Source organism: Sphingorhabdus sp., assembly GCF_044354325.1.
GTDB lineage: Bacteria > Pseudomonadota > Alphaproteobacteria > Sphingomonadales > Sphingomonadaceae > Sphingorhabdus_B.
The window spans coordinates 1-21,442 of record NZ_JBILAF010000016.1 but is presented as its reverse complement, the minus strand read 5'-3'; the positions used below and the strand labels follow the sequence as shown (position 1 = coordinate 21,442).

16 protein-coding genes and 1 riboswitch are annotated in these 21,442 nt (G+C 57.8%); of the genes, 9 read left to right on the top strand and 7 right to left on the bottom strand.

What is annotated here, in order from left to right; all coding sequences use genetic code 11:
- Positions 1-102: 102 nt before the first annotated feature.
- The 8 genes from ACIQ0G_RS02915 to ACIQ0G_RS02880 all read left to right on the top strand — a co-directional run bounded on the left by ACIQ0G_RS02915 (position 103) and on the right by ACIQ0G_RS02880 (position 8,995).
- Complete coding sequence (locus ACIQ0G_RS02915; RefSeq protein ID WP_397576620.1) at positions 103-1,740, top strand: tetratricopeptide repeat protein; 1,638 nt, start codon at positions 103-105, stop codon at positions 1,738-1,740.
- A gap of 37 nt (positions 1,741-1,777) precedes the next feature.
- A complete protein-coding gene (locus ACIQ0G_RS02910; protein ID WP_397576619.1) occupies positions 1,778-2,929 on the top strand; it encodes a deoxyguanosinetriphosphate triphosphohydrolase in 1,152 nt (383 codons plus the stop codon).
- Entirely contained in the window at positions 2,926-3,582 is a 657-nt protein-coding gene (locus ACIQ0G_RS02905) for an NAD(P)H-binding protein (protein ID WP_397576618.1), read from the top strand. The genes ACIQ0G_RS02910 and ACIQ0G_RS02905 overlap by 4 nt, the downstream gene beginning before the upstream one ends.
- 34 nt (positions 3,583-3,616) lie before the next feature.
- Positions 3,617-3,705: riboswitch (glycine riboswitch) on the top strand.
- A gap of 182 nt (positions 3,706-3,887) precedes the next feature.
- A complete protein-coding gene (gcvT, locus tag ACIQ0G_RS02900; protein WP_397576617.1) occupies positions 3,888-5,036 on the top strand; it encodes a glycine cleavage system aminomethyltransferase GcvT in 1,149 nt (382 codons plus the stop codon).
- The gene (gene gcvH, locus ACIQ0G_RS02895; RefSeq protein ID WP_397576616.1) at positions 5,033-5,404 is read left to right on the top strand and encodes a glycine cleavage system protein GcvH; all 372 of its coding nucleotides are present in this window, start codon (positions 5,033-5,035) and stop codon (positions 5,402-5,404) included. The genes gcvT and gcvH overlap by 4 nt, the downstream gene beginning before the upstream one ends.
- Positions 5,405-5,442: 38 nt before the next feature.
- Positions 5,443-6,801: an aminomethyl-transferring glycine dehydrogenase subunit GcvPA gene (gcvPA, locus tag ACIQ0G_RS02890; protein WP_397576615.1), complete on the top strand. Its 1,359-nt coding sequence runs from the start codon at positions 5,443-5,445 to the stop codon at positions 6,799-6,801.
- Positions 6,798-8,369 (top strand): aminomethyl-transferring glycine dehydrogenase subunit GcvPB, encoded by a 1,572-nt coding sequence (gcvPB, locus tag ACIQ0G_RS02885; RefSeq protein WP_397576614.1) that lies wholly within the window; start codon positions 6,798-6,800, stop codon positions 8,367-8,369. The genes gcvPA and gcvPB overlap by 4 nt, the downstream gene beginning before the upstream one ends.
- Positions 8,366-8,995 (top strand): DUF938 domain-containing protein, encoded by a 630-nt coding sequence (locus ACIQ0G_RS02880; protein WP_397576613.1) that lies wholly within the window; start codon positions 8,366-8,368, stop codon positions 8,993-8,995. The genes gcvPB and ACIQ0G_RS02880 overlap by 4 nt, the downstream gene beginning before the upstream one ends.
- 9 nt (positions 8,996-9,004) lie before the next feature.
- Here ACIQ0G_RS02880 and ACIQ0G_RS02875 read toward each other — a convergent pair whose 3' ends face one another.
- Positions 9,005-10,180 carry a hypothetical protein gene (locus tag ACIQ0G_RS02875; protein WP_397576612.1) on the bottom strand — a complete coding sequence of 392 codons (1,176 nt, stop codon included), beginning with the start codon at positions 10,178-10,180 and terminating at the stop codon, positions 9,005-9,007.
- Positions 10,181-10,305: 125 nt separating this feature from the next.
- Here ACIQ0G_RS02875 and ACIQ0G_RS02870 point away from each other — a divergent pair, with 125 nt between their 5' ends.
- The gene (locus tag ACIQ0G_RS02870) at positions 10,306-11,865 is read left to right on the top strand and encodes a fatty acid--CoA ligase (protein ID WP_397576611.1); all 1,560 of its coding nucleotides are present in this window, start codon (positions 10,306-10,308) and stop codon (positions 11,863-11,865) included.
- A gap of 10 nt (positions 11,866-11,875) precedes the next feature.
- Here the strand turns inward: ACIQ0G_RS02870 and ACIQ0G_RS02865 are convergent, their stop codons facing one another.
- From ACIQ0G_RS02865 to ahpC, 6 genes are all read right to left on the bottom strand, one after another.
- Complete coding sequence (locus ACIQ0G_RS02865) at positions 11,876-13,177, bottom strand: UDP-glucose dehydrogenase family protein (RefSeq protein WP_397576610.1); 1,302 nt, start codon at positions 13,175-13,177, stop codon at positions 11,876-11,878.
- A gap of 102 nt (positions 13,178-13,279) precedes the next feature.
- Positions 13,280-14,410 (bottom strand): non-hydrolyzing UDP-N-acetylglucosamine 2-epimerase, encoded by a 1,131-nt coding sequence (wecB, locus tag ACIQ0G_RS02860; protein ID WP_397576609.1) that lies wholly within the window; start codon positions 14,408-14,410, stop codon positions 13,280-13,282.
- Between the two features lie 117 nt (positions 14,411-14,527).
- Positions 14,528-17,632 carry an efflux RND transporter permease subunit gene (locus ACIQ0G_RS02855; protein ID WP_397576608.1) on the bottom strand — a complete coding sequence of 1,035 codons (3,105 nt, stop codon included), beginning with the start codon at positions 17,630-17,632 and terminating at the stop codon, positions 14,528-14,530.
- Positions 17,633-17,644: 12 nt separating this feature from the next.
- Positions 17,645-18,691: an efflux RND transporter periplasmic adaptor subunit gene (locus ACIQ0G_RS02850; protein ID WP_397576607.1), complete on the bottom strand. Its 1,047-nt coding sequence runs from the start codon at positions 18,689-18,691 to the stop codon at positions 17,645-17,647.
- Between the two features lie 159 nt (positions 18,692-18,850).
- Positions 18,851-20,401 carry an alkyl hydroperoxide reductase subunit F gene (ahpF, locus tag ACIQ0G_RS02845; protein ID WP_397576606.1) on the bottom strand — a complete coding sequence of 517 codons (1,551 nt, stop codon included), beginning with the start codon at positions 20,399-20,401 and terminating at the stop codon, positions 18,851-18,853.
- Positions 20,402-20,508: 107 nt separating this feature from the next.
- Positions 20,509-21,072, bottom strand: a complete 564-nt coding sequence (gene ahpC / locus ACIQ0G_RS02840) for an alkyl hydroperoxide reductase subunit C (RefSeq protein ID WP_397576605.1) — start codon at positions 21,070-21,072, stop codon at positions 20,509-20,511.
- Positions 21,073-21,442: the final 370 nt, after the last annotated feature.

Sequence of the window (21,442 nt, the reverse complement as noted above, 5' to 3'; positions counted from 1 at the left end):
AAGCGCACCGTCATCTTGTCGTTTCTATGCAACCGTTTGTCGGACCAAAGCGTGAATGCGCTTTGTGTTCGGCAGTCGGCAGCTACATAGAAAGTCATGGATGTGACAATATTACGTAGCCTTGGATTCTTTAGCGCGCTGGCTTTTTCGGCCGGTGCCGTTTCACCCGCCGTGCATGCACAGGCGGTGGATGAAAGCGCGCTGGAGGCGCTTGACCAGCAAACTCCGCCGGTCGTGCCAAATATTGTCGAGCCCGCTGGCGCGGTGGAACTGCGTGACGCGATGCGGCGCATTTCTTTTAGCCCAAGCGACGCAGACGCCTTGGCCGATGCGGGCAATGCCTCTTTGCTGTTGGGTGATGCCAATGCCGCGCTCAATTTCTTCACGCGCGCCAATGCGATACGCCCCAATAACAGCCGGATCGTGTCCGGCCTGGCCATAGCAACGGTGCGCACAGAAAACCCGTTTGAGGCTTTGCGCCTGTTTGATGATGCCGTCCGGCTGGGCGCGAGCGAACGTTCGATTGCCGCCGACCGCGCGCTGGCGTTTGATTTGCTGGGCAATTTCGGACGTGCGCAGCAGGATTATCAACTGGCGCGGACCGTGGCATCATCAGATGACATCATCATTCGTCAGGCCGTGTCTCTCTCGCTCGCAGGGCAAAAGGAACAGGCCGACGCTATGCTCCTGCCGCTTTTGCAGCGCAACAGTCCGACGGCATGGCGCGCCCGGGCTTTTATGTTGGCTGCGCGTGGTGACTTGCGTGAATCCAACAAGGTTGCGCAGGGCTTCATGGATGCACCATCGGCGCAAAAGATGGAGCGGTTCTTCCGCCTGATGCCAAATTTAACCGGCGCGCAGCAGGCGGCGGCCATTCATCTGGGGCATTTCCCCACCAGCCAATCGGTCGGGCGTGACAGCGAACAGGTTCGCCGTGTCGCCGCGACCGCGCAGCAACCTGCCATTGCCCCCGCCCAAAACCGCCTCATTCCATCAGGCGCGCCGCTGGGAACAAAGCCGACAGCAGCGCGCGACGCGAAAAGCGAGGCAAAGCCACAGAGCAAGCCGGACCGAAAAACGCAGGAACGCGTGGCAGTTCAGGCCGCGGTTCCAACAACGCCCCGGCCTGATCCTGTTGTTGCAAAGGTTGAACCGGCCGTAACGGTCGCGGCGGCGACGCCCGCGGCGCAAGAACCGGTATCGCTTGCGGCGGCAACGCCCGCGCAACCCGCTCCCGCTAAAATCATCGCGGCACCAACAGCTGTGCCTGCGTCCACTGCTTCGGCAGGGTTCAGTCTGGATGCCATTGTTGGCGCCATCGAAATTCCGGAGAGTGAGCAGCGGCCTTCGGAAATTCCGGTCGATTTGAAAAAGCTTAAACCCGTGACGCCCAAGGCAGCGGCAGACGCCAGCAAAGCCGCCAAAATTGACCCGAAAGCCGCCGCAAAAGCCAAGTTAGAGGCCGCAAATCCAGCGCGCATCTGGGTGCAAATCGCAACGGGCGAAGCCAGTGGGCTTGGTTTCGACTATCGCAAATTGACGAAGAACAACCCCTTATTGTTCAAGGCGCAGAAACCATGGACATCTCCGTGGGGCAAGACCGCGCGACTGCTCGTTGGCCCGTTTGCGGATGTTAAGGCCGCCAAAAAGTGGGAAGGCGACTTCAAGAAAGCGGGCGGCGACGCATTTATGTGGAAAAGCGAGATTGGCGTTCCAGTGAATGCGTTAAAGGTAAAATAGGCTTCCTGTCGCGGCGGCTTGGTTGCATAAGCGCGGCATGTCGCAACTGGCTTCCTACGCATCACTTCCCGGCAATAGCCGCGGCCGATTTCATCCAGAGCCCGACCGTGATATTCGCGGCCCGCGTGATATATTCCAGCGTGACCGTGATCGCATCATTCATTCGATTGCATTCCGGCGGCTTCGCCACAAAACGCAGGTATTCATCTCGCCCGAAGGCGACCATTATCGTGTGCGCCTGACGCACAGCCTTGAAGTCGCGCAAATTGGCCGCACGATTGCCCGCGCGCTCGGGCTGAATGAAGACCTGACCGAGGCATTATGCCTTGCGCATGATATCGGGCACCCGCCCTTTGGCCATGCCGGCGAAGACGCGCTGGAGGCGACGATGAAGCCATTTGGCGGGTTTGACCATAATGCGCAGACGCTGCGCACGCTGACGCAGCTGGAATCCCCTTATCCGTCATGGCCGGGCCTGAACCTCAGCTGGGAATTGCTGGAAGGACTGGCCAAGCATAATGGGCCTGTTGCCCGTCCGGGCTGGGCATTGTCCGAAGTCAACGCGCAGTTCGACCTGAGCCTGACCGACTGGCCATCACTTGAGGCACAGATTGCGGCGATCAGCGACGACATCGCATATGATAATCATGACATTGATGATGGCATCAGGGCCGGGTTGCTGGACATCGACCAGCTGCTGGATTTGCCTTTTGTGGCACAGCGATGGGAGGCGATTTTGCGCCGCTATCCGGACGTGCCGCAGCGCCGTTTGATCGGTGAGCTGACCCGCGAACAGATTGGCGTGATGGTCAATGATGTGATTGAATCGACACGCGCCAGAATAACCGAAGTAGGCATCAAAACCGCTGATGATGTGCGCAATGCGGGCGTCATGATCGGTGGTTTTTCGGCAGAAATGGCGGCGCGCGAACGGCAGCTTAAATCATTCATGTATGAAAAGCTGTATCACCATCCCACGCAACTGGCGGCGGCGGAAGACGCAACCAAAATTGTGCGTGAACTGTTTGCCGCCTATCGCGACGACCCTGCATTATTGCCGGATGAATGGCGCAATAGCCTTCCCAGCGAACAGCCAAAGCGCAGCCGCCATATCGGGGATTTTCTTGCGGGCATGACCGACCGCTATGCAACCGATCGGCATCGCGAAATCTGTGGAGCCATCGCGTGAGCCGCAAGATAGTCATCGCTGGCGGTTCAGGCCTTGTGGGCAAACAGGCGGCGGAAATGTTGGCGCGCGCTGGATTTGCGGTCCACCTCGTGTCGCGCCGCCCATCGCGCGCATTGGCTCCGGGCATAGAGGAGCATGTCGCGCCAACCGCCGACTGGCCAGCGATTGTGGCAAGGTTAAAGCCTGACGTCGCCATTTCCGGTTTGGGGACGACGATACGCACAGCCGGATCGCGCGACGCCTTCCGGGCGGTTGACCATGATCTGGTGCTGGCCTTTGCGCAGGCAAGCCATGATGCCGGCGCGCGGCATTTCATTACGATATCATCGGTTGGCGCGATGCCAGCGAGCAGCAGTTTCTATTTGCGAACGAAAGCTGAAATGGAGCAGGGGCTGCGCAACATCGGCTTCCAACGCCTTGATATCATGCGGCCCAGTCTGTTGACGGGTGGGCAGCGCAACGACCGCCGTCCGGGCGAGGCGTTGGGGATATTGCTATCGCCATTTGTGGACATGCTGATGTTCGGACCGATGCAGAAATTTGCGTCCACGCCGTCCGGCAAAGTCGCAAAGGCCATCGCCAACGTGGCAAAATCGGGCGACGATGGCGTGTTTATCCACGAAAATGAATCGATAAACACGCTCGCTGGTTGACTCTCCAAGGCGGTAAGGCCAATGCGGATTCGTCGCTGACGAAGCGGGAGAGCGTCCCTTTAAGGGACCGCCGAAGGAGCAACCGCCCCGGAATCTCTCAGGCAAAAGGACCGCTTCGGCTTTTGCGACACTCTGGAAAGCGCATGTCTTTGCCAATTGCAACGACATGCCACCGAAGGTGTAACCTGCCTTTGCCACCGTGTGCGGCAAACAAGGCGGATAAAGCTCTCAGGTACCCGTGACAGAGGGGGCAGCAGACTATGCGCCAACCGGCGTCGGTCGCTGCGACTCTTGAACGGACTGATATGAGCGAAGAAGACGAATTCGAACTAGAACCCATCGAAATATTGGAGCTACCGCTCGACGCATGGCACCGCGGCAAGGGCGCGCGCATGGTCGAGTTTGCCGGCTATCACATGCCGATCCAATATGAAGGCATCATGGCCGAACATATTTGGACGCGCGAGAACGCAGGGCTATTCGACGTCAGCCATATGGGGCAGCTGATGCTGACCGGTGATGGCGCGGCCGAAGCACTTGAGGCGATGGTCCCCGGTGACATATCCGCGCTTAAAGAGGGCAAGATGCGCTACTCGCTGCTTCTGGATGAAGACGGCGGCGTGCTGGACGACATGATGATTACGGCGGTGCCGATGGGGCTTTATGTGGTCGTCAACGGTGCGGTGAAATGGGACGATATGGGCCATCTGCGGGACCATTTGCCCGATGAGATTACCATCAACCATATGGATGACCGCGCATTGCTGGCTTTGCAAGGTCCAAAGGCCGTGGACGCGCTTGTCCGCGTGGTGCCCGGCGTCGACGCGCTCTATTTCATGGAGGCCGGTTCATTCTTCTGGGGACCCAAGACCGATCCCGAACCTCTGTGGATTAGCCGTTCGGGGTACACCGGCGAAGATGGCTTCGAAATTTCGGTACCTGCGGCCCATGCAAAGGCACTTGCGGACCAAATCTGTGCGCAGCCTGAAGTAAAGCCCATTGGCCTTGGTGCACGCGATTCCTTGCGGCTTGAGGCGGGCCTGCCGCTGTACGGCCATGACATGAACCCCGAATTTGATCCAATCGAAGCCAGCGCAGCATTCGCAGTGTCGAAGCGCCGCCGTGCCGAGGGCGGGTTTTTTGGGTCGGACCGCATCCTGAATGCCTTGGCCAATGGCCCCGCACGCAAGCTGGTCGGGCTTTCGGTCGACGGCAAAATGCCCGTGCGCGAAGGCGCACCTGTTTTTGCAGGCGATGCCCAAGTTGGCGTCATTACGTCGGGCGGATTTGGTCCAAGCGTCGGCGCGCCGATTGCCATGGGCTATATTGACGCTGGCCATAATGCCATCGGCAGCACGCTTGAGGCGGAGGTGCGCGGCAAGCGTGTGTCCGTCACCGTTTCATCCTTACCCTTCATCCCACATCATTATCATCGCAAAGGAGCGCAGACATGACCCGTTATTTTACCGAAGATCATGAGTGGATCGAAGTCGACGGCGACAGCGCGACTGTTGGCATCACGGACTATGCACAAAGCCAGTTGGGCGACATCGTGTTCGCTGAAGTCCCCGCGACTGGCGCGACGCTGAAAAAAGGTGGCGATGCTGCGGTTGTGGAATCGGTCAAGGCAGCGTCAGATGTCTACGCACCCGTCAGCGGCACCGTGATTGAGGGCAATGGCGCCTTGGAAGGCGACCCCGCGCTGGTGAACAACGATCCCGAAGGCGACGGCTGGTTCTTCAAGATCACGCTCAGCGACACCAGCGAGCTCGACAGCCTGATGGATGCCGCCGCGTACAAGGCATTTGTCGACGGGCTATAAGTTAATCCGTCCGCAAATTGCGGGCCATGGAGATTGAAATGCGTTATTTACCGCTCACCCCATCCGACCGTCAGGCCATGCTTGGTGTCATTGGGGCAAAATCGATTGATGATTTGTTTGCCGATGTGCCTGCGGAGGCGCAGCTGGACGGGCCGATCCATGGCTTGCCCAACCACGCCAGTGAAATGGCGGTGGAGCGGCATTTTTCAAATCTCGCGCGGCAAAATATGACCGCGTCGCACACGCCGTTCTTTTTGGGGGCAGGCGCGTATAAGCATCATGTCCCTGCAAGTGTTGACCATATCATCCAGCGCGGCGAATTCCTGACGGCTTATACGCCGTATCAGCCCGAAATCGCGCAGGGCACGCTGCAGATGCTGTTTGAATTCCAGACGCAGGTTGCGCGGCTGTTCGGTTGCGATGTGGCCAACGCGTCGATGTATGATGGTTCCACGGCGTGCTGGGAAGCCATTGGCATGGCTGGCCGTATTACGAAGCGGACCAAGGCGGTACTCTCGTCGGGGCTGCACCCGCATTATGTCAGCGTGGCCAAGACGATGGCGCAATATACCGGCGACACGCTGGACACGGCCTTGCCGGAGCTTTCTCCTACCACCGATAGCACACGCTTGCTGAATGCCATCGACGGCGAGACAAGCTGCGTTGTCGTGCAATATCCGGATATTCTTGGCCGCATCGAAGATCTGTCGGCGATTGCGGCCAAGGCGCATGAACATGGCGCGCTGCTGATTGCTGTGGTCACCGAACCTGTCGCATTGGGTGCCATCAAGGCACCAGGTGACATGGACGCAGACATTGTTGTGGGTGAGGGACAGTCGCTTGGCGTCGGCCTTCAGTTCGGCGGACCTTATGTCGGGCTGTTTGCGTGCAAGGAAAAATTCGTTCGCCAGATGCCCGGTCGCTTGTGCGGTGAGACTGTGGATGCCGAGGGCAAGCGCGGTTTCGTGCTGACGCTGTCCACGCGCGAACAACATATCCGCCGTGAAAAGGCGACGTCAAATATCTGCACAAATTCAGGCCTTTGTGCATTGGCCTTCAGCATTCATCTAACTTTGTTGGGTGAAAAAGGGCTACGCGGATTGGCGGAACTCAACCACGGCCTAGCTGTCCAAGCCGCCGACCGGCTTTCGCAAATCGCTGGCGTTGAGTTCGTCAACGACACATTTTTCAACGAATTCACGTTGAAGCTGCCTAAGGAAGCGCGCCCCGTCGTGCGGGCCTTGGCCGACCGAAAAGTCTTGGGCGGGGTCTCCTTGGGCCGCTTATATCCGGAGGCAGACGCGCTCGCCAATGGTCTGGTTGTCGCGGTGACCGAAGCCGCGACCCTGGAGGATGTCGAGACATTTGCCGCCGCATTGCAGGAGGTGTTGGCATGAGCAGGATCAATCAAAGCGGTTGGAAGCCCGAAATGGGCAGCGCTGGCGAAACCGGCCCCGCGACATATACTGGCAACAAGGCGCTGATGCTGGAAGAGGCGTTGATTTTCGAAATCGGCACGACCGGAACAACGGGCGTTGATCTGGCCGATGCACCGAAGGTTACGTCGCGCCTTGGCAATTTGGCCCGCCACCGCGACATCGGCCTTCCCGGCCTGTCTGAACCCGAAACGGTGCGGCATTACACCCGTCTCAGCCGCCAGAATTACGCCATCGACCTGGGCTTCTTCCCGCTGGGCAGCTGCACCATGAAGCATAATCCGCGGCTGAATGAAAAAGTGGCGCGCATGGAGGGCTTTGCCGATGTCCATCCGCTGCAGCCCGTTGAAACGGTGCAAGGCGCATTGGCGGTGATAAACGAGCTGGCGGTTTGGCTGATAAAACTTACCGGCATGCATGGCGTAGCCATGACGCCGAAAGCTGGCGCGCACGGCGAACTGTGCGGTATCCTTGCTATCAAAGCGGCACTCGAAGCGCGCGGCGACCCGCGCAGCGTTATCCTCGTCCCCGAAAGCGCGCATGGCACCAATCCGGCCACGGCTGCATTTGCTGGCTATGCGGTCGAGAATATTCCGGCCACGTCAGAAGGCCGTGTCGATTTGGCAGCGCTGAAGGCGCGGCTTGGTCCCGATGTTGCGGGCGTGATGATTACCAATCCCAACACGTGCGGCCTGTTCGAGCGCGACATGAAAGCCATCTCAGATGCGGTCCACGCGGCTGGCGGATATGTCTATTGCGATGGCGCGAACTTTAACGCCATCGTCGGCCGGGTGCGCCCGGGCGATCTCGGCATCGATGCCATGCATATCAACCTACATAAGACTTTCTCTACCCCGCACGGTGGTGGCGGTCCCGGTTCGGGGCCGGTCGTTTTATCGGAAGCATTGGCACCTTTTGGTCCGATACCATTTACCGAGCGCCACGCAGACGGGCGCTATACGCTGGTCGAAGAAGAAACAGCCAGCACGCGGCATCCGCATAGCTTCGGTCGCATGGTTGCCTTCCATGGCCAAATGGGCATGTTCACGCGCGCTTTGTCCTATATCATGTCGCATGGTGCCGACGGTTTGCGTCAGGTCGCCGAAGACGCAGTGTTGAACGCCAATTATATCTTGCGCAGTCTTGAGGATGTCCTTGATGCGCCCTTTGCGCATAGCGGGCCATGTATGCATGAGGCGTTGTTCAGCGATAATGGCTTGGCCGAGGGCTTTTCAACGCTTGATATCGCCAAGGGGCTAATCGACGAAGGCTATCACCCGATGACGGTCTATTTCCCGCTCGTCGTGCACGGCGCGATGTTGATTGAGCCGACCGAAACCGAGAGCAAGGCCACGCTTGACCAGTTTATTGGTGCGATGCGCTCGGTCGTGCAACGGGCGAAGGCAGGGGATCCATTGCTGAAATCTGCGCCGCACCACGCGCCACGCCGCCGCCTGGATGAAACCCAGGCTGCGCGTAAGCCCGTGCTCGTATGGCGCGAACCCGAACAGGCAGTTGCGGCGGAATGACCACGCCGCAGCCCTTTGTGTTTGAACGCAGCCCCGAGGTTAAGCGGCACGCGCCAGCGACGGTGCGTAACCGCGATGTCATAGCGCAAGCGCTTGCAAAACTGCTGCCCGACCGCGGGCTCGTGCTCGAAATCGCGAGCGGAACGGGCGAACATGTGGTGCACTTTGCCAAGCTGTTCCCCGCTTTGACATGGCAGCCGACCGACCCCGATCCCATCGCTGTGGCGTCGATTGACGCGTGGCGTGCGGACGAAAATGCAGCGAATGTGTTACCTGCGATGTTGTTGGATGCCGCGTCCGACTGGCCCATGACGCAGGCCAATGCGGTGCTGTGCATTAACATGGCGCATATCAGCCCATGGGCAGCCACGGTCGGGTTGCTGCGCAATGCAGCCCGAGCGCTTGGACCGTCCGAACCGCTGTGCATCTATGGACCATTCCGCCAGCGCGATGTTCCCCTTGCGCAGAGCAATGCTGCATTTGACGCATCGTTGCGCCAGCAAAACCCCGAATGGGGCCTGCGTTCCGTCGAGAATCTCCAAGAAACTGCCGAAGAGAATGGCTTGCGCCTTGACCAGATCGTCGACATGCCCGCCAACAATCTGCTCTTGGTATTCCGCGCATAGGTCCTGACCCTAGCCAGTCAAATCGGTCCGCTCGATTCTGGCGATAGGTGAGCGTTGACGGATACGCGTTCCGGTCACGTCATTTTCATATTGCGCGGTAAGCGAATAACGCTCGACGGCATAAATTCCGGGCGCAGCATCGTCTTTCTCCGCCTTTAACGGCGCATAAATGCGGGTTTTAATCGATTTTAGAACAACGTCGGTCCAATCGGTCCCGCCTTGGTTGCGCAAGATTTCGGGTTCATCCACTTTGCCGTCGGCGCCAATCCAGAAACCAATATCGACCCAGCCCTTTTTAACGACTTGGGTGCTGATGCGGTTGAGGTCGCTGCCACCGGCCATCGCGCGGGCGGCCTGTGCCTTGTTCATTTCAATCGGCTTGGAATACAACAGGACAGGACGTTCTGTGCCGCCCATCGCTGCATAGCGCGCAATGAGCTTGTCGGTGGTTTCGTTGTTGCCGCCATTGCGGTCCATGCGTGATTTCAGGACCTCAGCCACAATCTTGAATTTCTCGGCCCCGCCGGTGGGCTCTTTCAAGAACAGGTCAATCGCTTCGGTGGCGTCTTTGCGGCGAAATGCCGTCTTCTCGGTTTCCGCGCGCTGCACCCGCAAAGACAGGTCGCGCAGACGGGCAATCGCTGCAATTTGGGGAAGGCCCGCGGAAAGCGCGCGCCGTTCGATTTTTAGATATTTGTCGCTGGCTTCTTCCAAATAGCCAAGCTTCAAACGCGAATCCGCGACTTCAATTTCCGCGCCGAAAACACGAAAGTCATTCGGCTTAAGCGCGCCTTTCAATGTGTCGCGCATACTGAGCAAGGACCGCCGATAAATATCGGTTTCGCCCAAATGCGCCGCCACATTGCCGTTTGCACGCAGCAAATCGGAAACTTCGATCGGGAACTGTTCTTTATGTTTGCGATTGCGGCCGAGGGCATTTGCCAAAGTCGCGCGCGCATCGCGATAATCGCCTTCGACAAATTGGTTTTCGGCATGCGCCAGCGTCGCTTTGATATCCTGATCAGGTGGACATTTGCGCGCGAGGCAGGCTTTCAAATCCGCCTCTGTATCCTTCAAAGAACGCGCAGTGACAACGATTTCACGCTTGGATTCATTCTGCGCGGTCGCCGGCAAATTGACACCTGCCAGCAGAAAAATAGCGGTCAGTTGAAACGTTTTTGCCATGAGAGAATCCTCGCATTCAACGGGGGAAGCCGAGAGGTAATCCGTTTGTTGACATGTGGCTATAATCTCTCGACAAAAAGCATCAGGGCCTCTGCCAAACGCGGCCCGATCTTGGGAGAGATGACATGGCGGTGGCCGATTTCGACATATTGACCTTTGACGGGTTTCTGACCCTTTGGGCAAAGGACCGTCCCAATTGGCCTGCTTTATCGCAAGATGGCCATGCTTTTACCTATGGCGGGCTGGAAGAACACACTGCGAAAATCGCGTCGATGCTGATGGCGCTGGGCCTTAAAAAAGGCGACCGCATTGCGTGGATTGGCAAAAATAGCGACCTGTATTTTTCGTTATTTTACGGCGCGGCGCGCGTTGGCGTCGTCATGGTGCCGATTGGCTGGCGGCTTGCCCCTGCCGAATGGGCATATATTGCGAAAGACACCGGCGCGCGCGTTTTGTTCGCGGGGCAGGGGTTTGACGCGGGCGTTCAGGCGCTGGCCAATGACATTCCGGATGTTGAGCGTGTCATTGCAGAAGATGACGCGCGGCGGATGATCGATGCGACACCGCGTGCTGCATTTGAACCTGCTGGTGCCGATGATGCCGCGCTGCAGCTATACACTTCAGGGACCACGGGTAATCCGAAGGGCGCGGTGCTGTCGAACCGCAACCTGTTTGCCCTGCGCAAGCATTCTGCCGATTCCGACCACGCCTATACCAAATGGGATGATGATGAAGTCGTCCTCATCGCCATGCCCTGCGCGCATATTGGCGGGACGGGGCTTGGCATCATGGCACTTGCGTCTGGCTTGCCGGGGTTGGTTCAGGCTGAATTTTCGCCTGATGCGGTTTTTGACGCGATTGAAAAAGGCGGCGCGACGCGGTTGTTCATTGTGCCTGCCGCCCTGCAAATGATGGTCAATCACCCGCGCTGCCGTTCGGTGGATTACAGCCGCCTGAAATATATCCTCTACGGTGCGGCGCCGATTCCGCTCGAGCTGCTGCGGCAATCGATGGATGTGTTCAACGCGCAGTTCATTCAAGTCTATGGCATGACCGAAACAACCGGCACAATCTGCATGTTGCCGCCCGAAGACCATGACCCCAATGGCAACAAAAGAATGCGGTCGGCCGGAAAGCCGTTGCCCGGCGTTGATCTGCGCATTGTTGATGGCGCAGGCAATGACATGCCGGTCGGAGACGTCGGTGAAGTATGGACGCGGTCTTCGAACAATATGATTGGCTATTGGAATTTGCCCGACGCAACCAAAGGCACCGTCGCCGACGGCGGCTGGATTAAAACGGGCGACGCCGGATATCTGGATGAAGACGGCTATTTATACATTCACGACCGCGTCAAAGACATGATCATCACCGGTGGCGAAAATGTTTACCCCGCTGAGGTTGAGAGCGCGATTTACGGCCACCCCGATGTTCTGGAAGTCGCCGTTATCGGCGTGCCAGACGCCAAATGGGGCGAGGCGGTGAAGGCTGTCTGCGTGCCCAAACCCGGCGCGCAGGTTGATGTTGAAAGCGTGATGGACTGGGCGCGCGAACGTATCGCAGGGTTCAAGGTGCCGCGCTCGGTGGATGTCATCGAAGCCCTGCCGCGCAACGCATCGGGCAAGATTTTGCGCAAGGATTTACGCGCACCTTATTGGGTGGGATATGCCCGGCAGGTAAATTAAGTCTGTTGGCTTAGCGGCCAACGCTGACATAATTAAACCCAGCGCCCTGCGCTTCTTCCGGACGATAGATGTTGCGCAGGTCGACCAGAACGTCGCCTGCCATCGCGGCATGCAGCTTTTTGAGGTCCAACGCACGATAGGCGTCCCATTCGGTCACCAAGGCAACGGCATGCGCATCTTGCGCAGCATCGTAAGCGCTGGCGGTCATCACCACGTCGGGCAAGATCTTGGCGGCTTCCTCCATGCCTTCGGGATCATGGGCATGCACGATGGCGCCAGCATCGAGCAACGTCTGAACAATCGCAATTGACGGGGCATCACGCATATCGTCGGTGTTGGGTTTGAACGTCAGGCCAAGCAACCCGATTTTCATGCCGCGCACATCACCGCCCAAGGCGTTGATGATTTTGCGGCCCATGGCACGCTTTCGAAGGTCATTGGCCTGAACGACTGCTTCCACCACGCGAACGGGTGTTTCATTGTCCTGTGCGGTCTTGAGCAACGCCAGCGTGTCTTTGGGAAAACAGCTGCCGCCATAGCCGGGCCCTGCATGCAGGAACTTTGGCCCGATGCGGTTATCCAAGCCAATGCCGCGCGAGACGTCTTGCACATTGGCCCCCAGTTTCTCGCACAGGTCCGCCATTTCGTTGATGAAGGTGATCTTGGTCGCGAGAAATGCGTTTGCGGCATATTTGATCAGCTCCGACGAACGGCGGCTGGTGAACAGCAAGGGCGATTCATTCAGGAACAACGGACGATAAATCGCGCGCATGACATCGCGGGCCCATTCGACATCGCTGCCCACGACAATGCGGTCGGGGCGTTTGAAGTCGCCAATGGCCGCGCCTTCGCGCAGGAATTCCGGGTTGGAAACAACGGCAAATTCAAGGTCAGGGCTGGTTTGCCGAATGATGCGCTCAACCTCGTCGCCTGTGCCCACAGGAACCGTGGACTTCGTCACAACAACCGTGCCGGGATCAATTGCGCGCGCCAGCTCTTCGGCTGCGGCATAGACATAGCTTAAGTCCGCATGGCCATCGCCGCGGCGTGACGGTGTGCCAACGGCGATGAAGATCGCACCGCACCCTTTGACCGATTGCATGACATCGGTTGAAAAGCTCAAGCGTCCGGCATCGACATTGGTCTTGACCAAAGCATCAAGGCCCGGTTCGTAAATCGGCATGATATTGGCGTTCAGGCGGGCTATCTTGCCCTCATCCTTGTCGACACAGACAACTTCATGCCCGAAATCTGCAAAACATGCGCCAGATACAAGGCCAACATAGCCCGAACCGATCATTGCGATTTTCATTACGATACCTTTTTGGAGGCGACTGCCGATTGCTTGCGCCTTATGCCTTTATCATGACAGGAACAAGTCTTGCGTCGGCATGTTCAGCCGACCACGAATATGTCAGGCTTCTCGACGACGGGCATGATCGATTATCTCCGCTATGCGCTGGCTTGCGTGACCATCCCCAAATGGATTGTGCATGCGGGCCATGGCTGAATAAGCGGCATCATCGTCTAAAAGCGTGAAAATTTCGGCAATGATGCGGTCTTTATCGGTGCCGATCAGCTTCGCTGTGCCCGCGGTGACGCCTTCGGGACGCTCGGTGGTGTCGCGCATCACCAGCACGGGCTTTCCAAGGGCGGGTGCCTCTTCCTGAACGCCGCCGCTATCGGTTAACATGATGTGCGAGATCGACAGCAGGCGGGCGAAATTCGGATAATCCAAGGGTTCGATCATCGCGACATTGGGTAAATCATCCAGAGCGGCGTTCATGACAGCGCGGACATTTGGGTTCATGTGCACGGGGAAGATGCACGCCACATCGTCCCGCGCCGCAATGGCCTGAATGGCTGCTGCGATATTGTCCATGCCATCGCCGAAATTCTCCCGGCGGTGCGCCGTGATGCCAATGATCTTGCGGCCACGGAACCGTTCTTCATATGGCGCAAGGTTTGCTGCCAATGCTGGGTTTTGCGCGATGCGGTCCGTTACCCAGTGCAGCGCATCAACCCCTGTGTTGCCGGTGACAAAGATATTTTCGGGGGATACTGCCTCTGCGGTAAGCGCAGCCGCAGACACAGCGGTTGGCGCGAAATGCTGATCCGCAATTGAGCCGATAATCTTGCGGTTCACTTCCTCAGGCCATGGCTGGCGGATATTATTGCTGCGTAAACCCGCCTCGACATGGCTCACCGGAATTTGGCGATAATAGGCGGCGAGCGCGCCAGCCATGGCGGTTGCGGTATCGCCTTGGACAATCACGCGGTCGGGTTTTGCGGAATCGAGCACGCGGCCAATCGCCTCCAACAAGCGCGCCGTGAGCGCATCCAGCGACTGCCCGGGCCGCATGAGGTCAAGGTCATAATCCGGAACGATGCCGCTGATCGCGAGCACTTGATCCAGCATCTGCCGATGTTGCGCGCTTACCAAAACTTCAGTGTGCATATTAGAGTAAGCCGTCAACGCATTGACAACAGGAAATAATTTTATGGCTTCTGGCCGCGTGCCAAAGATAACCATATTCTTATGCATGTCGGGTTCCTGCAGTGAATGCGCCTGTGCAGGTGGCCATCTAAGCCCAACATGTTAAGAAGTGACGAAGTCACCGCGTCAAAGGATGGGCCCGTTGTGAGCCCCCTGCGGTAACCGTCAGGCTGCCCCTTTTTCCTGCGCAGCAAGTTCTTGCTGCAAACGACGCGTGACCGCTTCTGGTGATCCCGTATATTTCGCAAGCCGCGCATAAATGAGCGGGATGAGAACAAGCGTAATCAGCGTGGCGAGCGTTACGCCGAAGACAATGACCACCCCGATAGAGGCCCGTGCTGCGCCGCCTGCGCCACTGGCAATAGCAAGCGGGATTGCACCGAACACGGTCGCAATCGAGGTCATCAAAATTGGTCGCAAACGGCGCGCTGCGGCTTGCTGTATCGATTCCAGAATTTCCAAACCTTCATCGCGCAGCTGGTTGGCAAATTCGACGATCAAAATGCCGTTCTTTGCCGCAAGGCCCACGAGCATGACGATACCAATCTGGCTGTAGAGGTTGAGTGTCATCCCCGTCAGCGCAAGGCCAATGATACCACCGCCGACGGCCAATGGGACGGTGGTGATAATCGTCGCAGGGTGCACGAAGCTCTCGAACTGCGCCGCCAGAACGAGATAGACCAACAGGATCGTGAGGAAGAACACGAGGATGATGGAACCGCCCGTTTCCTTATATGCTTGGCTTTCACCGCGATAGCCGACGGCGAGTACTTCTGGCGATGCTGCGGCTTGCTCTTCCAGAAACGCGAGCGCTTCCCCCATTGAATAGCCGGGCGCCAATCCGCCAGACAGCGTAATGGCGCGCAGCTTGTTATAACGGCCAAGGTCGCGCGCGCCGGCTGTTTCTTTATATGTGATGAGGTTGGCGAGCGATACCAAGGAACCATCGCGGCTCCGCAGCTGGATAGCGGCCAAATTCTCGGCCGTTGCGCGGTTTTGGGCATCGGCCTGAACAATCACGCGATACTCTTCACCGCGATCCACATAGGTCGAGACACGGCGCGACCCCAATAGAGACTGTAGCGCTTGGCTGACGTCGGCAACGGACACGCCAAGGTCGCCAGCGCGTGCCGTGTCGACCTGAATCTCCATTTGCGGCTTGGTTTCCTTATAATCGGAATCGAGGTTCACAATGCCGGGATTTTCCCGCGCCGCGGTCAATATCCTGTCACGCGCAACGCTTAGGGATTCATAGGTGGATCCGGCGATAACGAAGTTCAGCGGCTGACCCCGGCCACGTCCGATAGACGACCGCGCCGCGCCATTGCCGCGCACAGCGGGCAGATCGGATAGGATTTTATTGACCTGTGCGACGACATCTTCGGTCTTCTCTGTGCGTTCTTCCCATGGTTTCAGGAAGATAAGGAAGGTGCCCGAGTTAAAGTCATCACTTGCGGAAAAGCCGCCGGGCGTGCGTTGAATGATGGACCGAACCGTACCCTTTTCAAGCAGCCCCAAAACCGGTTTGGACGCATCCAACATATATTTGTCCATCGCGTTGTAGCCAGTGCCCTCTGGCGCTGCAATGTTGACGCTTATGACGCCCACATCCTCGGCTGGTGCGAGTTCGGACTGAAGCGTCGTGAACAAAAGGCCGGCAACAACCAAAAAGCCAATGACGCCAAGCATCGCTGCCAAGGGCTTGGCAATCGCGCGGGACAGCATATGCGCATAGCGCGTTTCCACGCGTTGGAATTTATCATCCACCCATGACGCAACGCGTCCGCGCTTTTCCTGCTTGAGCAGTTTTGAACACAGCATTGGTGCAAGGCTGAGCGCGACAAAACCCGAAAAAGCGATGGCGGCAATCATGGCGCCCGCAAGCTCGCGGAATAAAAGGCCGGTCTGGCCTGCCAGAAACATGACGGGCACGAATACCGCACAGACAACGATGGTGGTTGATACAACTGCGAAAGCGACCTGCCGGGTACCCGTCACCGCTGCGACAAGGGGAGGCTCGCCTTGTTCAATCCGGTGGTAGACATTTTCCAACACCACGATGGCGTCATCGACCACCAGACCAATTGCGAGGACAAGCGCGAGCAGCGTTAACAGGTTGATGGAAAATCCGAACATCCACAGCACCGCGAAGGTCGCGAGCAAGCAGATGGGCACGGTGATTGCTGGAATAAGCGTTGCGCGCCAGCTTCCCAAAAACAGGAAGATGACCAAGACAACCAATGCCGCCGCTTCTGCCAAGGTCGTCCACACGCCGCTGATGGCCTTGCTGATGAACAGCGAGTCATCCGATCCAACAGTGATCGTCATGCCCTTTGGCAGGTCGCCTTTGATTTGTTCGGCGAGCGCCTTTGCGCTTTCGGCGACGGCCAAGGTGTTGGCGCCCGATTGGCGGACGATGCCCATGCCAAGGGCGGATTCACCGTTCAATCGGAATGCGGCATAGGGATTTTCCGGACCGGTTTCGACGCGCGCCACATCCGCCAGACGAATGAGCGAACCGTCGGCTCCGCGTGCGACGATAAGCTGCTGGAACTCAGCTTCATTCCCAAATGGTCGGCTGACGCGCAGGGTTACGTTTTGATCGGTAGACTCCAAGCGACCGGCGGGCAGTTCGACATTTTGGCTGCGCAGGGCATTTTCCACATCAAGCGGCGTGAGGCCCAATGCGGCAAGGCGGTCTGGCTGCAGCCAAATACGCATCGATGGCCGCGCTTCGCCGCCTACAAACACGCGCGCGACGCCATCGAGGGCGGAGAACCGGTCCACCAAATTGCGGTCGAGATAGTCGCTGAGTTCAAGCCGCGACCAACCGGGTCTCGACACCACCAAATACAGGATAGGCGATGCATCGGCATCGACCTTGCGCACTTCAGGCGCGAGCACTTCTTCAGGCAAATCATCCGCCACCCCGCCGACACGGTCGCGGACATCGTTTGCGGCGCTGTCGACGGTTCGGCCCGGCGCGAATTCGATGGTGATCTCGGACTGCCCATCGCGCGAACGGGACGTGATGGTCTGAATACCTTCGATACCGGCAAGCGCATTTTCGAGCACCTGCGTCACCCGCGTTTCGACGACACTGGCCGCAGCGCCGGTATAGCCCGTTCCAACCGACACAATCGGGGGTTCCGTATCGGGATATTCGCGAACGGGTAAGCTTAAAAAGCCGACAATGCCGACCAGCACCATCAAGATCGCAATTACGGCTGCGAATACGGGTCTGCGGACCGAGATGTCGGAAAGTGTCATCTCAACCTTGCATCATTTGTTTTTTGCGGGGGCTTCGGCAGCTTTGGCTTTTCCAGTGCGCACTTTGGCACCCTCCGACAGCTTCACGACGCCTTCGGTTACGATTTGGTCGCCGACTTTAAGTCCGCTGATGATTTCGACCAGATTGCCGTCGCGTGTGCCGGTTTTAACCTCAATACGCTTCGCCTTTTGATCGGCATCCAGCGTGTAGACAAAGCTCGCATCGCCCTCACGGACGAGTGAGAGTTCGGGGATCGCAGGGGCGGTGCGCGTTTTCGATGTTATCGTGACCGACAGCAACATTCCCGGTTTCAACTGTCCGTCGCGGTTCGGCAATATCGCGCGCAGCGTGGCGGTTCGCGTCTGTGGGTTCACCACAGGATCGATCGCAATGATTTTTCCAGAAGCGACATAATCGGGGAAAGCCGCAGCCTTCGCACTGATATCTTGGCCAACGCGGACGTTTGCCAACATCGTTTCGGGTATCGTGAAATCCAGTTTGATGGAACTCAGGTCGCTGACGGCGGCAATTTCGTCGCCTGCGCTGACAACTGCGCCAACCGATATGCGCCGCAGCGACACTTGCCCGGAAAAGGGCGCCCGCACAACGCGGTCGCCAATCGTCGCGCGCGCTTCATTGGCAGCGGCTTTAGCCGATGCCGCAGATGCGGTCTGCGCCTCAAGATTGGCGTTGGTTGCAAAGCCGCGCCGATGGAGCTCACTTATCCGCGCCAGTTGCTGATCGGCTTGGCGCGCGCGTGCCTGCGCGCTGGCGAGTGATGCCGTTTCCTGCCCTTGCGCCAGAACGGCCAGCATCTGACCCTGCCGAACATAGTCGCCGTCGGAAAAACCAAGCTGCGTGATGCGTTCGGTCACTGGCGCGCGAACCGAAACCTGCTCATTGGCGTTTGCAGTGCCAACGGCAACGTAACGGTCCGAAAATACATGCTCCGTTGCGGCACCCAGTGCGACCAAAGGCGCAGGGCGGTCGCGTTTTTCTTCACCGCCGCCACAGGCAGCGACACATAGCATCAACGACAGAATGAGTGGCTTGCGCATTTTTTCACCGGTGAGGGGAGATGGATATCGAAGTTCGCGTGATGGCGGAACTTAACCCATATTAATAGCATATTTCGACGAAAGCACTTCTAAAGGCGAAACAACATCCCGTCGCCGCGAACCGAGAACGCCCGTTCCCGGTCCGCAGCGGCATGACTATCAATGTCGGATGATGTGATCGAACGCAGACAGGGCTGCTTTGGTTCCTTCGCCCATCGCGACGATAATTTGCTTGTACGGGACGGTTGTAACGTCGCCAGCGGCGAAAACGCCCGGGATGTTCGTCGCGTTATGCGCATCGACTTCGATTTCGCCGCGGGGCGAAAGCTGCAGCGGTCCTTTTAGCCACTCAGTGTTCGGAACCAGCCCGATTTGCACGAAGATACCTTCAAGATCGATGCGATGCGAATCCCCGGTCAGACGGTCGGTGTAGGCCAAAGCCTCAACCTTTTCGCCGTCGCCCAATACTTCCGTGCTCAATGCGGACGTGATGATGTCGACATTGGGCAGGCTGCGCAGTTTGTTTTGCAGCACGGCGTCGGCGCGCAGTTGCGAGTCAAACTCGACGAGCGTGACGTGGGAAACAATGCCTGCAAGGTCGATGGCCGCTTCAACGCCGGAGTTGCCACCGCCGATGACGGCAGTGCGCTTGCCCTTGTACAACGGACCGTCGCAATGCGGGCAATATGCCACGCCCTTGTTGCGATATTCTTCTTCGCCGGGAACGCCCATTTGCCGCCAACGGGCACCGGTCGACAATATGATCGTCCGTGCCTTTAACGTTGCACCGCTCGCGAGCTTCACTTCATGAAGCCCGCCTTCGGCAGCGGGGATGAGCTCCGTCGCGGCCTGAAGGTTCATGATGTCGACGTCATATTCGCGGACATGCTGTTCCAATTGCGCCGCCAGTTTTGGCCCTTCGGTGTGCTGGATCGAAATGAAATTCTCAATGCCCATCGTATCGAGCACCTGACCGCCAAACCGTTCCGCGACAACACCGGTGCGGATACCCTTGCGCGCCGCATAAATGGCTGCCGCTGCGCCGGCTGGACCGCCGCCGACGACCAAAACTTCAAACGGTTCCTTGGCTGCGATCTTTTCCGCAGCGCGGGCAACCGTGCCGGTGTCCAGCTTGGCCATGATCTGCGCGAGGTCCATCCGGCCTTGGCCAAAGGGTTCACCATTCAAGTAAATGGCAGGGACGGCCATGACCTTGCGGGTCTCAACTTCTTCGCGGAACATCGCGCCATCGATTGCGACATGGCTGACGCTTGGATTGAGCGCGGCCATGATATTGATGGCCTGAATAACGTCAGGGCAATTCTGGCACGACAGCGAAAAGAATGTTTCGAACCGGAAGTCGCCTTCAAGCGCCTTCACCGAATCGAGCAACTCGGCCTCTTCCTTGGGCGGGTGTCCGCCCATGTGGAGAAGCGCGAGAACCAAAGATGTGAATTCATGCCCCAATGGCAGGCCCGCAAAATGCGTCTCGGCCGTGCCATCGGCGCGGCGGATAGCGAATGAAGGCACGCGATTCGCATGGCCATCAAACCGCGCGGTCAGCAGGGGTGACTGTTCGACGACGGTTTCCACCAGCGTGCGCATTTCCGCAGACTTGGGGCTGTCATCGAGTGTCGCGACGAGCTCAACAGGGGTGCGCAGGTTTGCCAGATACGTTTTCAACTGGGCAGTGGTAGCAGCATCAAGCATCTTGGGTCTCTTTCAAACAAGCACGGTCACGCCGCGACGGATGGCGGCTAAATTGGTCGGCTATTGGGGTGGGTGCCGCGCTAAAGAACGCGGCACCCGAATATATTTTAGATCTTGCCGACGAGGTCGATCGAAGGTGCAAGCGTTTCGCCGCCTTCTTCCCACTTCGCAGGGCAAACCTGACCGGGATGCTCGCGCACGTAGATCGCAGCTTTGATCTTGCGGACGAGTTCAACCGCATTACGGCCAACGCCTTCACAGGTGATTTCCATGACTTGGATAACGCCGTCTGGGTCGACTACGAAGGTCGCACGGTCGGCAAGGCCTTGGCCTTCGCGCAATACGCCGAAATTGTTGCTGATGACGTGGTTCTGGTCACCAAGCATGTGGTAGTTGATCTTGCTGATCGCTGGCGAGCTGTCATGCCATGACTTGTGGCTGAAATGCGTGTCGGTCGACACTGCGAATACTTCAACGCCCATGCCTTGCAGGTCCGCATATTGGTCAGCAAGGTCTTCCAGCTCGGTTGGGCATACAAATGTCCAGTCGGCTGGGTAAAAGAAGAATACGCCCCACTTGCCCTTTACGTCGGCGTCGGAAACTTCAACGAACTTTCCAGCCTTGTACGACTGCGTTGTGAACGGCTTGATGCTTGAACCGATGATACCCATGTGAAATCCTTTCGATGGTGGTTTTTGAAATTCTGACGCTCCCCAACACGAATTCTATCATTTAGTCCAGCAACCGTTTTTGCAATGACTAATCGTTTTTTCCGATAATTCGACATGCGGGGTCGGGGAGCAGTGTATCCGGGAACTGTTACACATATGTATCCAACAGGCTTGCCGCAATGACGAAAGCTTTTGGACGGGTGAAATCGCCTGCTAAGAATGACGTTCGAAAATTTTACATGAAGTTGCGTTATGATGCGAAAATCTTGCTTGTCGGTGGCCGCCTTCCGGTGCACCTATCACGGCATAAATTGGTCTTAGAGAGAGATAGAGTGGCATGAAGAACGGCGCGTTGAAGAACGTCATTGTC